This is a genomic window from Paenibacillus sp. RC67 (genome assembly GCF_030020805.1).
In the GTDB taxonomy this organism is placed as follows: Bacteria; Bacillota; Bacilli; order Paenibacillales; family NBRC-103111; genus Paenibacillus_S.
Map to the genome: position 1 here is coordinate 3,828,718 of NZ_CP125098.1, position 16,370 is coordinate 3,845,087.

Sequence of the window (16,370 nt, forward strand, 5' to 3'; positions counted from 1 at the left end):
TTTTGAAGTTCCTTATTCTGAATTTGAAAACGTGGTGAATTGGCTCCAAAGTTCAGGGGGTCCGCTTTAAGAGGCTCGATTTTACTCCATTGAACTAACGGGCAGGCTACTTTAATGGGAATATCCAAGAAATGAATAATATGGTAAGGTAAATAGAGATGTTTATGATGATTAGGGAGGAATAGTTTTCCAAAATGTAATAAAGTCTGTCGTAAATATAGATATGGCTAAGAGGGATCTGCGAAGGGTGTCGCAGAGATAATACGTTTTAAGAAGAAATTGGGGAGAAATGATAAGGAGCAGAAAACATGAAATGCCCTCACTGTAACAACGAATTATGTGAACTTCCTTTATGTTACGGAATGGAAGCACCATATTATTTTTACACTGTACCAGAAGAGAAAAGAACAGAATTAATTAGAGATTTTTGTGTAATTGATGAACAGCATTTCTTTATTAGAGGACATATTGAAATACCAATAATTGATTGTAAAGAGAAATTTATATGGAGTGTCTGGGTTTCTCTTAGTGAAGAAAATTTTCTGAAATCTAATGAATTATTGCACATAGAAGGAAGGGAAAATGAAAAACCTTATTTTGGTTGGTTATCGACTGAACTTTCAATATATCCAGTAACTACATTATCGATAAAGACAATGGTACATACACAAGAAGTTGGTGCTGTTCCATTAATTGAATTAGAACAAACGAATCATCCACTTGCAATTGAACAAAGAGAAGGAATTACAATGGAGAGAGTTAAAGAAATTGCACATTTAATAAATCATTGTCAGTGATAAGAAGAATTTGAAAGTACAGTCGAAGAAGTTGCCGACATCTTATAACACAGTGTTCCCGCTGCGGAGCTTTGGTTTTCCCGAGGCAATTCGAGATAAAGAATCAGGGAGACAACCCTGCACCGCCCAAGTCCGTAGGACCCGGCACTAACGCGTCTTAGGGGGGAGGGTTCGGGAACACAACAACGTTATTAGAAATAAGCGAACATGCTTTTCAGCTAAAGGGCAGTTTTCGTTAATACTTTCAGAATAGCTTGAGTCTGTTCATCAATCTAATTTATTCAGAATATTTTCATGGGTTGATATATGGACGATTGGTATAAACTCATTCACGACCCAAATAAAGATATCTATCAAAAGCTTGATGAGCAGGTTGATGCTTTCTTTCTTGCATGCGACGCATGGTATATCCGTGATTTATAGTTTCTTAAAGTAAGGTCCAGTTTGGCTTTAATGCCGGCTAGACCTTTTTTGCATCCGGGTTTATACAATACTTACTATAAACTTAGGCATAGTGAAGATAGTAGTTAAAATACCATCGGGATAAATCATCAGTCAGGAGTCAACCGACAGGAGCATGATTAATAAATAATAAGATCAATTTCTTCATGTTTATATTTAAGAAACCGATATATAGACGAAACATATTTAAAAAGAAAAAAAACATTTGAAAAAGAGGAGAGTACCGAGATGTTTAAACTCAACAAAAAAATGGTTTTTTGATTGGAATGTCCGTTGTATTGCTATTTGCGAGTTCCGGATGCGCAAAAGAAAAAACCGATGAGGAAAAGCTGGCGGAGGCAATTAAGAAGATTGCTAATTCTGCTAATATGGCTGATGCTTCTGCTAAAAAAGAGGAGCCGACCGTGGAGTCAAAACTCGATGCGATTAGCAATTTTATAAGCGGAGAAGTTTGGAATGAAGGGTTCGTCAACATCAGTTGGTATAAAAATAGCGGTACTAGCAGCACAGGCCAGAAGATAGACATAGATTTAACAATTGACCGTCTTGGTAAAGCAATGGAGAAGAAAGCGGAATATTCTGCTTTTATACAGGGGTTGGATGCAAAGTATGATAGCTTGAAGCAAGTATGGACGAAACTATCGAGTGAAACGGATACCTTGTACAAACAGCTTAAGGAAAATAAGCCCCAAGCCAATGACAAGTCATATAAGTTTGATACGGGATTATTCCAGCAGTATAGTAAAGCATTTCAAGACGATGTACGAGCGTTGAACAAGAAATAGACTAGGCTTAAGGTAAGTTTGCATATACAGCTATCAATCATTTATCGTATAATCCTCTCGCAAAAAAATCTGGATGAATCATAGATAGGATCGGTCGTGGCGACTGCCTCATTACATAACATAACAAACAACTATGTGGCTAATGGCATGTCAGATGACAAGAACATTACTCATTAATTGCCGCGTAAAACGCGGCTTTTTTATTTTATGTGAACAAGCTCTTGTCAAAACCAAATGACAAGAGCTTGTTCACATTCCCGATTTTGACAAGAACATTATCTCATTCCTGACGAGTCTCTTTGAAGCGAAAAATGAGGTATACGAAAACTCCCTACGGGATTAAGCTATACGAACGGGCAGGATAACGTGGAAGGTACTAACATGATCTATCTCATTTTCTTAGCCAAAAGGTTAGTTTAACTATAGTTGTTTTCACTATCCAGTTGTGACAAGATGTTAATCGTTTGGAAGGAAGTAGTAATTCTTGATAGAATAAATATGAAGATGATCAGGTAATAAATTTGTACACATAAGGAGATAAAACTATGGCAAAAAACAAATTACTAAGAATGGACAATGTTGGCATCGTTGTAGAATCCCTTGATGACGCAATCTCTTTCTTCGAGGAGATTGGCTTGAAGCTCGAAGGGCGAGCTACTGTCGATGGTGAATGGGCTGGTCGCGTAACCGGACTGGGTTCACAGTGTGTAGAGATTGCTATGATGGTTACCCCAGATGGCCACAGCCGACTTGAACTTTCGCGATTTCTCACCCCACCTACTATATCAGATCACCGAGCTGCTCCTGTAAATGCCCTCGGTTATCTACGCGTTATGTTCACCGTTGAAGACATTGACGAAATGGTATCCAGACTCACTAAGTATGGTGCTCAGCTCGTTGGCGAAGTGGTTCAGTACGAGGACTCGTATCGGCTCTGCTACATTCGTGGAAATGAAGGACTTCTAATCGGTTTGGCGGAACAACTCGGTAATAAATAAGTGACGTTTACAAAGAAGACTTAACTGAAATGAAAAAGCTTAAGATATCAGGCTTTTATTTTTTTATGTAGGGAGATTTGTGTCAGCAAAAAATGCACAAATCTCCCTACATTGTAGTATGTGACACAAAATTGCCTACTTTCTAGAGAATAGGAGTAAAACAAGGAGTAAGTACCCAATTGATCAAACATTAAATGTGTTTACCAAATCATTAACGGGGGACGATAGCATTCCTGTTGCGTTAATGATCTGCTTTGCAAAAAACAAGCGCCTCGGAACGATGGAAGTACGCAACGGGTCATAGCCCTTGCTTGATCATCGGGTATTTGTGCAGCTGAAGTGCCGGTTGAGGCAAAGAAAGGGAAAGAGCGCCTGCCATCCATTTTAAAAAAGACCTTCTATCCATCGCGTTCTTCCCTTTCCTCGAGTTTTCTACATGATGCTGTTTTCATTATACTGCGAGGCGCTTTTCTTCCTCCTAGATCGCGACTGCATCCAATTATGGAAATTATTAATTATCGCTTTGGCAGCAAATTCACATATTGATCCGACAATTTCATCAAGGTCATGACGTAGTCATAATCGCCCTTGTAGGCCTGGAAATCAGCTACAGGCTGCAGAGTCTGCAAGGACACAGCCGTTCCGTCATCGAATCCTTTTCCAGGGACAAACAGAATATGATCATTAAAAAAGGAGCCGGTAGGCAAATAATATCTCATGCCGAAGGCATTTTTCTGGATATTTAACAGATCCTGACCAAAGTGGACGAAGCCCTCCTCCTTCAAAGAAATGCCAAGCAGGTTGGCAATCGTCGGCATAATATCGAGCTGTCCCCCAACTTGATTCATCACTTGACCTTTGGCTTGGCCCGGCATATGGATAAACAGCGGGATGTTAAAGCGGGTGATTCTTTCATGATAAGGAATTCCCAGCTCGCTGCTAAGTACATCCGGCTTAATGTCCTCCGGCTGCAGCCCGAAATGGTCGCCGTAAGCGATGAAAAGGGTTTGATCCCACAGGCCGGTGCTCTTCAGTTTATCAATAAACGTCCCAAGTGCATAATCGGCGTAATTGGCAGCTTCCAAATAGTTACCGATCTCCTGTCCCTGTAAGGCAGCCGGTATCGGCATTTTCTCGAATGTGACCGGAACTGTGAATGGGAAGTGGCTCGATACTGTTATAAACTGCGCGTAGAATGGCTTTTTTTGATTGTGTAGTTCGGTAAGCTCTTTGAAGCCTACCCGGAACAATTCTTCGTCGGAAGCCCCGAAAGAATTGAAATTGTCGTTCGTATAATACGGCTTGTCAAAATAATGCGTAAACCCGATCGCAGGATACAACTTAATCCGATCCCAAAAATGAATTTCGTTGACATGAAACGTATCCGCTTCGTATCCTTTACCCTCAAGCAGCCTTGGAAGACTGGGGAGCTGCCGATCGCCGTAACCTGTTGACATGGGAATCGTCCCCGTAGGATAAATGGATGTATTGGACATGAATTCGGCGTCGGATGTATTGCCTTGGCCGATCTGCTGGAAAACATGCGGGAAATAGAAGCTTTCCTGAGCCAGCTTATTAAGCACAGGCGTCAACTCCTTGCCCTGGTATGAGAGGTTAATCAAAAAGTTTTGAAAAGCCTCCAGCTGCACGACGACGACGTTCATTCCCTGCTGGGCTGCGAAATAGTTCGGCTTTTGATCAGGGCTTGCCGTCGGATTATATCCATAACCGGCTTCCACCTGATTGATCACTGTTCGTGCTTGCGTCAAATTGGAGAATGTCATTTTGTTTTTTTCGGTTATCCCATTGACGGCCACGGTTACCTCGTAATTCATAAGACCAAGCTGCTCGGCCCGAACGAGCTCATTCGTGATGCCTTTGTCCATTTTAACGAACCAGGCGCAGATCCCCAAACAGACCAGGGTTACAATGATGAAAGACGACCGCCGAACAGGCCGGTCGGCACTCAGGATCGGGCCGCGCTTCCTCGCCACAAGCCAAATCACGAGGCCAAGTACGAGGTCCGCGAAAAATAAGTAATCCAACGGATGAATCGTCGCTTTAATGCTCGACGAAATTTGCATAAGCTGTTTGATTTCAAGGATGGAGGTATAGGTAACAACCGACCCGAAATGCTCAAAATAAAGGGTAGCCGCAAAACAGATTAGCGACAAAGTGGCATTGAATACCCAATACGCATACCGCTTGGCGCGATGCGAGAAGCAAATCTCTATGATTCCGGTAATTACAAGGAGACTTGCCAAATCCAAAAGCCACCACTTCAAATCGACTGTATCAAAAAGAAAGTAACGCAGTAATGCGAACTTCACCCACAAAATAAAAGTAAATACAAAAAATAAATGTCCCTCTGCCCTGATCCCGAACTGCGTCATGGTACCTCCTTCATTGTGCGTATAAATTTCATATATGTCTTATTGCATTTTTTGACCAAAAAGACCGAATCTAAACATTCCAACCGTATATTTGCCGAACTTATTTGCGAATATGAAAAAAGGTGTAACGTTCAGTCTAATGGATTGTCGGACTTTCGGGTTGCTGCTGCTGGGGACCAGAGACAGAGAGTTCACATGACGGGGAAAGCAATGGAACTCATGCTGTAAGCGGCTAAAGTGAAACCGGGGGGAAAGGTGTTGGATGTCGCCGCGGGAATAGGGGAGCAATCCATAATGGCGGCTCGTCTTTTCAGTCCGCATGGAAGTGTAGTTGCAACCTTCGCCGTATTGCTGGATTGTAACCACCTCAATGTGCCGGCCTCCATTCGTATCGATACCTGATCGAGTACGAATTTTGTGTAAATATATAAGCGTTTTACGCAACTTGACTAATTTTTATCCTTTTTCACTACTTACTAAGTGTTTTATTTGTTTCCTTTACGAAACGTCGTAATATATGAATGAGTTTGTCTGAATGTTGAACTAATATTAACTCAGGGCTTATGCTACTTTATTATTATCTTATAGAGATGAGGTAAACGTCATGAGCAGAATATTGAAGATCGGTATTATTGGCAGCGGAGGGATTTCTGGCTCGCATGTGAAAGCATATCGAGAACTAACCGATGTAGAAATAGTTGCGGTTGCGGATGTAATACCAGGGAAGGCTAAACAGTTTATTGACTTCTGGAATATTCCATCAGCACAACCTTTTGATGACTATAGGAGGTTATTGGAATTAGAGTTAGATTGCGTAAGCATCTGCACACCGAATGTAGCCCATTATCAAACCACTATCGATGCTTTGAAGGCTGGTAAGAACGTCATGTTGGAAAAGCCGATGTCTGTTACTTTAAATGAAGCCATAGAAATGGCCCAAACTGCGAAGCAAACTGGCTTCATGCTCAATATAGGTTTTCAACCCAGATATGATCCGAATATGAGAATTATTCAGGATATTGTGCAATCTGGTCAGCTCGGAAAGGTATATTATATAGAAACTGGCGGAGGTCGGAGAAGAGGCATGCCTGGGGGAACATTTATTTCCAAGGATATTGCTGGAGCAGGTGCGATTGCAGATATCGGCTGCTATTCCCTCGATATGGCACTGAATGCGATGGGTTATCCTAAACCGATTACAGTTTCCGCAAGTAGCAGTAATTATTTCGGAACAAATCCACGCTATCACAAGGAATCAAGCCGTTTCGATGTAGAGGATTTCGGTGTTGCCATGATTCGTTTTGAAAATGATCTCGTACTGAATTTTAAAATATCCTGGGCTATGCATATGGATACTCTGGGTCCAACTTTATTCTTGGGGACAGAGGGGGGGCTGAAAGTTACGCCTGCCGGTAAAGGACCATGGAGTGGTGTATTTGATGGGAGCGTAGGTGCCATTTCCTATTTCCATGATGTAAGAGGTCATCATACTGAAAGTCAAATTCCTCTAATAGATCATAATAGAAATTTGTTTTACGAAAAAGTTCGTGATTTCGTTCATGCCGTATTAGAAGGCAAGCCGGCGCCTATTCCTGGAGAGCAAATTGTACGGAATCAAGCCATTATTGATGGTATTATACGATCATCTTTACTAAAGCGGGAAGTAACCATTGATTTTGTTTAATAGTTTGGCTCTTGTGTGTTGCTGCAGATCGCTCGGGTCTGTTTCGGTATCGTTGGGAGTAAACGCTGATCCTTTCCTAAAAGCTTGAAAAAGCCTTAAATCTAGATGTATCTTGTCAAAAAAAGTGGCAGCATAGGACTTATTAGAGTCCGATGCTGCCACTGCACTTATTTTTGAACTATAGTTCTAATCATTCCATTTGGATCTTTATCTATTCTGGATTAACCACTTCAGATATTGGTACCGTAAATGGGAGATATGGTTTCAGAGCAAAACGGGGGCAAAAAATCCTCAAATATACCGAGAGCGTATGAAAGTGAAAAGAGACGGTACGACGGTTGATATAGATAACTTAAATGTAAAAGCAGGAGGTCAATTGCCCCCTCAGGCATTTCAGTCGGGAAATTCTGTTTTGAATATCGTTGCCTATGTTGGAGCGAACCCTTCATCGCTAAGTAACTCATTAAAATTACGCAACAAGACCGTCCTTCACACGCATGCGCGAAAAGCCCAGAACTCATTAAGTTCACTTCTTGTATATACTTCGTCATCAAGCGTTAAGATACCGGCTCTTGCCTTCCTCTTCGGAATCGAGGCCCAACTCGTAGATCAAGAATTTGAACCGCACACCGACACAGCTTTTACTTGCTCTTTCTGTAATACAACGGCTGGTGTCCGGTGACAAACTTGAACACTCTGCCGAAATGCGTCACACTGCCAAATCCTACTTTTTGGGAAATCAGATTGACCTTCATGGAGGACCGTACCAGCAGCTTTTTCGCTTCCTTTATTCTAACGCTGTTCAAATACTCCACGAAGGTAAAGCCTGTCGCTTCTTTAAAAAAACGACTTACATGGTAGGGGCTGACGTAAAATTTCTCCGCCAGCAGGTCAAGCGACAGCTTCTCCATATAATGGTTGTTAATATAACAAACGATTTCTGAGATTCTTTCATGCTTGATACTGGGAAATTCCAACGGTTCCGGGCTTTTTTGTTTCATGTGCCGGCAGCAGGTAATAAGAAGCTGCAGTATTAAGGTCTGAGCATACATCTCGAAGCCCGGCTTTCGTTCCTGTACCTCCTGCATGATGGCGTGCGCCAGCACCTCCACAGAAGGGCGGTCAAGCTCGGAGCCTTTCACGATAATATAATCCCTCTCAAACAGAGGATGGAGAATTTCCCTATAGGATTCATTTACCGAGGTCATATAATTTTCATGAATATTTACGATGAGCCGCTCATGCTTCGGCATTTCCGCATTTGTAGTCCGATGCAGGATATTAGGCGAGATGATGATGATATCTCCTCCGTTTAACACCATTGTCCGGTCTTTGATAAAAAATTCCCTTTGGCCGGACATCAGATAATAAAATTCATACGTGCTATGAAAATGATTGGTCGGCATATGGTGACTAAGTGCCTTCCGGTGGGATACCAAGAAAGTCCCTTCGTCGTTACCGTAATAAAGACTTCCCAACCTGTTCACCGCCTTTACACCGCTTGTCTTACCTCATTATACACCTAACATCAAGCGCAAGAAATAAGAAGAAATAACGTTTTTTCGCAAATAATGTACATTTTGTTGTGATAGTATAGGTGTAGAACATAAAGGAGGATAAGTACGATGAATTCTTCAGAAACAAATTCCCAGAAAACAATGCAGGCAGAACTAACTCCCATTCAATGGGCGGAGAAGGCATGTGAAGCATTGATGTACAAGTTCGAGCCGGAAAACCTTCCGCCGGACAGGTTCCATTATCATCAGGGGGTCTTTTTGTCCGGCATGGAGAAAACCTGGCGTGAGACCAAAAACAATAAATATTACGATTATATCAAACGCTGGGTGGACAGCCAGATTCTTGAGGATGGCAGCATCAAGAAGTATAACCCCGGTGAATTCGATGATATTCAGCCGGGCGTGCTCCTTTTTAACCTATATCAGCAAACAGGAGACGAGCGGTATACCAAAGCACTGCATACGCTAGTACCCCTATTTAAATCATGGAAAACGAACCCATCAGGCGGGTTCTGGCATAAGGATCGTTATCCGAATCAAATGTGGCTGGACTTGTTGTATATGGCCGGGCCGATTGCCGTTATGTATGGCAAGACCTTCGGTGAAAGCGAGTACTTCGACATGATGACTTACCAGGCAATTCTGATGGAGAAGCATACGAAGGATCCGAAGACCGGCTTGCTGTATCACGGTTGGGATGAAACCAAGCAGGCGAAATGGGCTGACCCCGTAACTGGCCTCGCTCCGGAGTTCTGGGGTCGTGCGATCGGCTGGTTCCCTGTCGCCCTGCTGGAAATGTTTGAATACTTTCCTGAGGATCATAAGGATAAGCCGAAGCTGGTAAGCATTCTTCAGGACCTGTTGATCGCTTTGCCTAATTTCCAGGATGCCGAAACCGGTTTATGGTACCAGGTGGTCGATAAAGGAGATCAGCCGGACAACTGGCTGGAAAATTCCTGTACTTCCCTGTACGTTCACGCCATAGCGAAGGCCGTGCGCTTCGGCTATCTGGATGCGAAGTATCTGGAATATGCCTGGAAGGGCTATCAAGGCGTTATTGACACATTAAAATTCGATGAGAACGGCCATGCGGTCATCGGCAACATCTGCATCGGCACAGGCATTGGTGACTACGCCCACTATATTGCCCGCCCTACCAGCGAGAATGATCTGCACGGCGCAGGAGCCTTTATTCTCATGTGTGTGGAAATGAGCAAAGCGCAAAGAGTGGAATAATATATCATATGAAACAAAAAAACTGTAGCCCCGTGAGGCTTCAGTTTTTTTGTTTCTCATAAAGATTCACGCTATTTGACAGCCCCACCTTATAGGTGGTGTCTAGTTCACCCATGCGAGCTACCTCAAACACCCCCATGCTGCATCCGCTTAGTTTTTACGCAAGGTGTTTGAATGGTGATAGCTGGTAACCAGCTGAACAGTATAAGTGGGAAAGCGGAGAGGAAGTCCAGTCATGGTCACAGCTGCCTATTAGAGGAATATCACCTGCATTGGAAACAGGTTATCGCTCAAGTCGGCTTCATGCTCCAGTATACACTCCTGGTTTAGGATCATCGTCGAACGATCAGATAAGGTGAACGCGGTCCATTCGGGAAGCCCCTCAGCTTTCGGCTTACCTGAGTGGATAAAGGCGGCCCACGCCGCATGCATACGAGCTGCAAGCTCTTTTCCTTCTGCCGGATTGGAGTCGATGATAAACGGACCTTCCGCTCCGTGAATGGCTCCTTGTTCACCTGTATACTCGAAACGGTATAGCCATACGGGATTCCCGTGTTCTGCTGCCATCTCCGCGAGACGGACGGCCGCAATTCGGTATAAGCAGTCGGTTAGCGTGTCTTTCCAAGCTTCATCAGCAGTTTTTTGGAGGGCTGCTTTACGATACGCATCCAAGACCAGCCCGCTGTTCGTCCCGAATAAGGAATTCAGAACTTCTTCGTTTTGCACTTTCAGTCCGGACGAGTTCGAGATGAAGGATACGGCTTCGTCCTTATTAGTCCCCAATAGCAATGGAATATTGTCGTTAAGCTTACCGAGAAACTCAGCATTAGGTTCCATTGGGATCGTGAGTCCATCGCGCACAGGTCCAAAAGTGTGAAGGCTGTTATCTTGAGCTTCCACAATCTTTTGTGCCGGAAGTGTCAGTAATCGATGAGCTTCCTCATGCGGAATGCCCAGTTTATCCAGAAGCCGCAGAGTAATTAGGTTGGCAGTGTGTGTGTCACGGATAGACTGCATTGCGCCACTTCGGGCAATGACTTGGTGAAATAATCCTTGAGCAGTGGGTACAGCTAGCAGCGTACTTACGCACTTGGCACCGGCCGATACACCCGAAATGGTAATACGGTTGGGGTCGCCTCCAAAAGATGAAATATTCTCTTTGATCCACTTAAGTGCTGCAACGATGTCCAGTATCCCGTTGTTTCCGGAGGTCCGATAGGCATCATCCAGCAGATCGCCCAAATATAGAAAGCCTAATGCCCCCAGTCGGTAGTTAAGGGAAACGCACACTATGTTATCCCGTTTGGCAAAAGTCACACCCGCAAATTCCGCGCCCGTTCCACTAACAAATCCCCCGCCATGGATGTTGACAAGAACTGGACGGTTCGCTTGCTCCACACCTGATGTCCAGATGTTGAGACTTAAACAATCCTCGGATTGTTCCTTGAGGAATTGCTTCTGATCGTTATCCGGCTGGTACGACCTGGGGCCGAATCGGCTAGCATCCAATACTCCCTCCCAGGGCAGCTTGGGATACGGCGGCAAAAATCGGCGCTCGGCGACTGGGGCCTCTGCATAAGGAATTCCGCGAAAAATGTAAAGTTCACCTTGCTGAATACCCTGTACTTGACCTAAGTTCGTGTTAATAATCAATTGTATAGCCTCCAGATAGGATGTTTGCTTAGACCATTATATCGGACCATATCCATATTGAATAATATATAATCGTATATGGTTTAAATAACTGTTAGGTTATATGTCGAGCTTCAGCTTCGTGGAAATATTCGATAAGAAACTCGCGGAAAGTCCGTGCTGCTTGCCCTAGATAATGGTCCTTTTTCCAGTGCAGCTCTATGGACCTGGAACAGATAGGATGCTCAATTCTCAGAAGCCGTATGGATTCATCTGTAGCGCCTTTCCATGTAATGGAAGGGATAAATGAAATGCCTTGTCCCGCCCGTATGAGGGCTCTCACGGTAGCCGGATCATCGCTTTCGAAAGTGATGCGAGGGATAAATCCTGCCACTTTGCAGAAGGCGTCGGTCTTCTCCCGCAAACTACGACCTCTCTTAAGGCTGATTAGACCTTCATTCGCGATCTGTTCCAATCGAAGGCTTGCCTGGTTGGATAAAGGGTTATCCTTTGGGACAGCAAGTACAATTTCTTCGTTCAACAACACAGTCTTTTCTGTACCATGGAGGCCGATCGGCAATGAGGTTACACAAAGATCGAAGTTTGTTGACGCGGTGTAAGTGTCATGCTGGGAAAGCTGAAACGTAACATCTGGGTGAAGCGTACGGAACTCTCTTATTAAGTTGGGAATAATGGAGGAAGCGACATCGAAACTTAAGCGGATAGTGCCTTTCACTTCTCCTTCTTCGTCCTGGATCTCATTTCTAGCTTCGTTCAATTCATTCAGCGCAGCTTCGACTCTCTTCAGAAATTTTTTGCCCCTTGTGTTTAATTCGATTCGTTTGCCTTTACGATCAAATAAGGATGCACCCAGCTCTTCTTCGAGAGTACGAATCATTTTGCTTAAGGCCGGTTGGGAAACTCGTAAATCTCCGGCTGTACGGGTTATATTCTCGGAATGTGCCACCTGTTGGAAATAGATCAGTTGTTGTAGTTCCATAATGTCATGTCCCACCTTTATATCAGTTTGGTTATATCAACTATATTTAAATATGTATTTTTATTAATAAAGAATCAAGCTTAATATTAATAGAAAAGTGATAACCAGTTCCTGCAAAGACAAAGGATATGGAGGCTGATCGAGCTTGCAGAATACAGAAGTTAAGTCACGCCGTTGGTCAGAGCGCCGTGACGAGAAGTTTCGACGATTACTTGCAGTAAAATCATGGTTAAATGGAAAATGTCTGTCTGCCGAGCGGATCGTGGATGCATTGGAGGTCCTGATTCAATCAGGAGATAGGATTGTGCTCGAGGGGAATAACCAGAAGCAGGCATCTTTTCTCTCCGAATCGCTCGCCAAGGTATCCAGCAATCGAATCAATCAGTTGCATATGCTGATCAGCAGTATCTCAAGACCGGAGCACTTGGATTTGTTTGAGAAAGGGATAGCCAGTAAATTGGATTTTTCCTATGCCGGTCCCCAAAGCTTGCGAATAGCACAGCTGGTGGAAGATGGTCTGATTGAACTTGGCGCGATTCACACTTACCTTGAGCTATACGGACGATTGTTTATCGATTTGACTCCGAACGTAGTATTGGTCGCAGCTGATAAAGCAGATATAGAGGGAAACCTTTATACCGGTCCCAATACGGAGGAAACGCCTACAATTATTGAAGCTGCAGCTTTCTCAGGTGGTATCGTGATTGTGCAAGTAAATGAACTGGTCGACAAGCTGCCTAGAATAGACATCCCGGCTTCATGGGTTGATGTTGTGGTACAAGCGGAAAAACCTTATCAGCTCGAAGCGCTATTTACCCGAGACCCGCGTCAGATTACGGAAGTTCAGATATTTATGGCGATGATGGCCATCCGTGGCGTATATGAAAAGCATCAGGTTCAATCCTTGAACCATGGGATTGGCTTTAATACAGCTGCGATTGAGCTGCTGCTTCCGACATATGGAGAAAGTCTCGGGCTGAAGGGGAAGATCTGCAGGCATTGGGCGTTAAATCCTCATCCGACCTTAATTCCTGCAATCGAAAGCGGTTGGGTCGAGAGAGTACACTGTTTCGGCGGTGAAGTGGGCATGGAGAAGTACGTGACCGAACGATCAGATGTTTTTTTTACCGGACCTGATGGCAGCCTTCGCTCCAACCGGATGATTTGTCAAGTGGCGGGCTTGTACGGTGTGGATATGTTTATCGGGTCTACCCTGCAAATGGATCGTGATGCCAATTCATCCACGGTTACAGCCGGTCGGTTGGCGGGTTTCGGCGGGGCGCCTAACATGGGTAGCGATCCGAGGGGACGAAGACATGCGACCCCAGCTTGGCTAGATTTGATCACGCAGCAATCTCCTACAGTAAGAGGGAGGAAGCTTGTGGTCCAAATGCTGGAAACTTTTCAAAAAGGGGGGCAACCGGCTTTCGTGGATTCTCTAGATGCCATTGAAGTAGGCAGACAGGGCAATCTGCCTGTAGCACCGGTCATGATCTACGGGGACGACGTTACCCATGTCATAACAGAAGATGGAATCGCTTACTTGTATAAAGCGCAAAGTATGGAAGAAAGAAGGATCGCGCTCGGAGCGATCGCAGGAATGACGCCTCTGGGGCGGGAACATGACCTTTCCTTGAATGATAAGCTGCGTCAGGACGGACTGATTGCCTTTCCCGAGGATCTTCAAATCCGGAGAACCGATGCAAGAAGGTCTTTGCTCGCCGCCAGAAGCATTGAGGATTTAATCGATTGGTCCGGCGGATTATACGAACCTCCGGATAAATTTCGAACTTGGTGAGGTGGTTGCAATGTGGGCAGATTCCGACGAATGCGGGAAACAATTGGCCGATTGGGCAGTGCAGGCGCTGCTTGAGGAGGCGGAGCTGACTCCAAAGCCAGGATTGGTTGACAAACGATCCTCGGGAAGCCATGACAATATGGATATTTCTTTAATGAGGTCGTCCGCTATGGCTCTCCGCACTTGTTTCGAGGCCATGGGTAAGTCAGCATACAGCTGTAATCCAGATCAGAAATTAAGAGAAGAACTGGCTTTCCTGGGTCGCAACGGCGAACAGGAGATGATGCAGGTGACACAAGGTATAAACACGCATCGAGGAGCGATCTGGGCTCTCGGTTTGCTGATTGCCGGTTGCGCTGTTCATTGCACGCCTGTTTCTGCATCGAAAATTGCGGCGGTCGCCGGAGGAATTTCAAAGTTTCCTGATCGACGTGCCCCCCTGCAACGGACCAACGGAATGGAGGTTTCGCAAAAATACGGGGTTCAAGGTGCAAGAGGGGAAGCGATGATGTGCTTTCCGCATGTAACCCGAATCGGACTTCCCATGCTGCAGAGGATGAGAGCGAAGAAGGCCCCTGAACAAACTGCCCGCCTTCATGCTCTGCTGGCTATCATGGCCAGTCTGCAAGACAGTTGTCTGCTTCACAGGGGAGGGCTGCAAGCGCTTGAGGTGACGCAGCAGGGTGCCAGAAATGTGCTTAAGTCAGGGGGCATGTGTACAACGTCGGGCCGAGAAGCGTACCGGCTGCTTGAACAAAGAATGGTAGAGCTTCGTCTTTCACCGGGGGGAAGCGCAGATTTGCTTGCGGCAGTACTGTTTTTGGATAAAATTCAAAACGCATCAGGTTATGTGTTTAAACCGCAAGGGGGATTTGACAATCGAACATCTACACTTTCAGTATAAGACCGAGCTCCGCGTTACAAAGAGAGGGTACGTCGGCGTTGTTGCTTCAGGGGATCTAGAAATTCTGGTAGAGCCCTCTCCAAACGGTATAGCAGAGGTCAACATCAGAACCCAAACGGAAGGGTACGGGCAAATTTGGCAGGCCATTTTCGACCGATTCTTTCAGACTTATAGCATTGCCGCACAAATTCAAATTAATGATTTCGGAGCTACACCGGGGGTAGTGAACCTGCGTTTAGCCCAAGTTGTGGAGGTGATCGATTTATGAGCCGGCAGCTCCGCTACAATAACAGCTTTACCGAGCTCAGTGCTCGGGAAAGGGCCCAGGGCGTGCTGGACGAAGACTCCTTTCGAGAGCTTTTGGACCCATTTCAACGGATTGAATCTCCTCACCTCGTTGTCCAAGGTATCGTTCCGCAAAGCGATGACGGCGTTGTTGTGGCCAAAGGAATGATTGATGGAGAGCCGGCAGTGTTGGTTTCTGTTGATGGCAGATTTCAAGGAGGAGCCATTGGCGAGGTATCCGGGGCCAAAATCGCAGGGGCGCTAGAGCTGGCTCTGCGCGATAATCTAGCGGGAATCCCTACACGCGCGGTGCTCCTAATGGAAACCGGTGGAGTTCGTTTGCAAGAAGGAAACTATGGTCTGTTAGCCATCGCAGAGATCCATGCGGCAATTGTTGCACTAAAGCGCTATCAGCCAGTAGTTTGCGTTATTGCAGGCATGATCGGCTGTTTCGGAGGAATGTCCATTGCGGCTGGGCTTTGCAGTGCTATTATAATGACTAGGCAGGGCAGGATGCAGCTGAACGGTCCGGAAGTTATTGAACAAGAGGCGGGAATCCATGAGCTCGACTCCAGAAACAGGCGCCTCGTGTGGTCGATGTCAGGTGGGGAACAGCGTTATGCGGTCGGACTGGCCGACAGGCTGGTGGAGGATGAGGTGGAGGAAATCAGAGATGCCGTTCGCTCCATCTATCGGATACCTGAGACCCATTCATCCAGAAGCTCACAGGTAGATCAATTTCTCTACGGTTTATCTAAGCTGGATGCCCAAGAGCGTTTAACACCGGATGCTTTAAGAAATCTTTGGGGGGGACTTACGTCAGCCGGAGCGCGAGTTCGCACTGCCTTCATTCGGGCAAGAGCTTGGGATCGTTGAAGG

14 protein-coding genes are annotated in these 16,370 nt (G+C 45.2%); 10 read left to right on the forward strand and 4 right to left on the reverse strand.

The window, feature by feature from the left end; all coding sequences use genetic code 11:
* Positions 1-308 precede the first annotated feature (308 nt).
* The 3 genes from QMA13_RS17525 to QMA13_RS17535 all read left to right on the forward strand — a co-directional run bounded on the left by QMA13_RS17525 (position 309) and on the right by QMA13_RS17535 (position 3,042).
* Positions 309-797 (forward strand): DUF2199 domain-containing protein, encoded by a 489-nt coding sequence (locus tag QMA13_RS17525; RefSeq protein WP_282942971.1) that lies wholly within the window; start codon positions 309-311, stop codon positions 795-797.
* A 728-nt stretch (positions 798-1,525) separates the two neighbouring features.
* A complete protein-coding gene (locus tag QMA13_RS17530; protein WP_282942973.1) occupies positions 1,526-2,044 on the forward strand; it encodes a hypothetical protein in 519 nt (172 codons plus the stop codon).
* A 545-nt stretch (positions 2,045-2,589) separates the two neighbouring features.
* Positions 2,590-3,042, forward strand: a complete 453-nt coding sequence (locus QMA13_RS17535; protein WP_282942975.1) for a VOC family protein — start codon at positions 2,590-2,592, stop codon at positions 3,040-3,042.
* Between the two features lie 515 nt (positions 3,043-3,557).
* Here QMA13_RS17535 and QMA13_RS17540 read toward each other — a convergent pair.
* Positions 3,558-5,435, reverse strand: a complete 1,878-nt coding sequence (locus QMA13_RS17540) for an LTA synthase family protein (RefSeq protein ID WP_282942977.1) — start codon at positions 5,433-5,435, stop codon at positions 3,558-3,560.
* A gap of 237 nt (positions 5,436-5,672) precedes the next feature.
* Here QMA13_RS17540 and QMA13_RS17545 point away from each other — a divergent pair, with 237 nt between their 5' ends.
* Together QMA13_RS17545 and QMA13_RS17550 are read left to right on the forward strand one after the other, a co-directional pair.
* Complete coding sequence (locus tag QMA13_RS17545; protein WP_282942978.1) at positions 5,673-5,837, forward strand: hypothetical protein; 165 nt, start codon at positions 5,673-5,675, stop codon at positions 5,835-5,837.
* A gap of 202 nt (positions 5,838-6,039) precedes the next feature.
* Positions 6,040-7,119, forward strand: coding sequence for a Gfo/Idh/MocA family protein (locus QMA13_RS17550; protein ID WP_282942979.1), 1,080 nt, complete (start codon positions 6,040-6,042; stop codon positions 7,117-7,119).
* Positions 7,120-7,760: 641 nt separating this feature from the next.
* Here QMA13_RS17550 and QMA13_RS17555 read toward each other — a convergent pair.
* Positions 7,761-8,597 (reverse strand): AraC family transcriptional regulator, encoded by an 837-nt coding sequence (locus QMA13_RS17555; RefSeq protein ID WP_282942980.1) that lies wholly within the window; start codon positions 8,595-8,597, stop codon positions 7,761-7,763.
* 147 nt (positions 8,598-8,744) lie between these two features.
* Between QMA13_RS17555 and QMA13_RS17560 the strand changes: the two genes are divergently transcribed.
* A complete protein-coding gene (locus QMA13_RS17560) occupies positions 8,745-9,872 on the forward strand; it encodes a glycoside hydrolase family 88/105 protein (protein WP_282942982.1) in 1,128 nt (375 codons plus the stop codon).
* 252 nt (positions 9,873-10,124) lie between these two features.
* On the opposite strand, the gene QMA13_RS17565 is transcribed toward QMA13_RS17560, so the two are convergent.
* Positions 10,125-11,525, reverse strand: a complete 1,401-nt coding sequence (locus QMA13_RS17565) for a carboxylesterase/lipase family protein (RefSeq protein WP_282942983.1) — start codon at positions 11,523-11,525, stop codon at positions 10,125-10,127.
* Between the two features lie 94 nt (positions 11,526-11,619).
* Positions 11,620-12,504: a LysR family transcriptional regulator gene (locus tag QMA13_RS17570; RefSeq protein WP_282942984.1), complete on the reverse strand. Its 885-nt coding sequence runs from the start codon at positions 12,502-12,504 to the stop codon at positions 11,620-11,622.
* A 145-nt stretch (positions 12,505-12,649) separates the two neighbouring features.
* Between QMA13_RS17570 and mdcA the strand changes: the two genes are divergently transcribed.
* Genes mdcA through QMA13_RS17590 form a run of 4 tightly spaced genes read left to right on the forward strand, consistent with a single transcriptional unit; the run spans position 12,650 to position 16,367 of the window.
* The gene (mdcA, locus tag QMA13_RS17575; protein WP_282942986.1) at positions 12,650-14,302 is read left to right on the forward strand and encodes a malonate decarboxylase subunit alpha; all 1,653 of its coding nucleotides are present in this window, start codon (positions 12,650-12,652) and stop codon (positions 14,300-14,302) included.
* Positions 14,303-14,312: 10 nt separating this feature from the next.
* Complete coding sequence (locus tag QMA13_RS17580; protein ID WP_282942988.1) at positions 14,313-15,206, forward strand: triphosphoribosyl-dephospho-CoA synthase; 894 nt, start codon at positions 14,313-14,315, stop codon at positions 15,204-15,206.
* Positions 15,175-15,474: a malonate decarboxylase subunit delta gene (locus QMA13_RS17585; RefSeq protein WP_481858186.1), complete on the forward strand. Its 300-nt coding sequence runs from the start codon at positions 15,175-15,177 to the stop codon at positions 15,472-15,474. Before QMA13_RS17580 ends, QMA13_RS17585 begins: the two co-directional genes overlap by 32 nt.
* Positions 15,471-16,367: a biotin-independent malonate decarboxylase subunit beta gene (locus QMA13_RS17590; RefSeq protein ID WP_282942990.1), complete on the forward strand. Its 897-nt coding sequence runs from the start codon at positions 15,471-15,473 to the stop codon at positions 16,365-16,367. The genes QMA13_RS17585 and QMA13_RS17590 overlap by 4 nt, the downstream gene beginning before the upstream one ends.
* Positions 16,368-16,370: the final 3 nt, after the last annotated feature.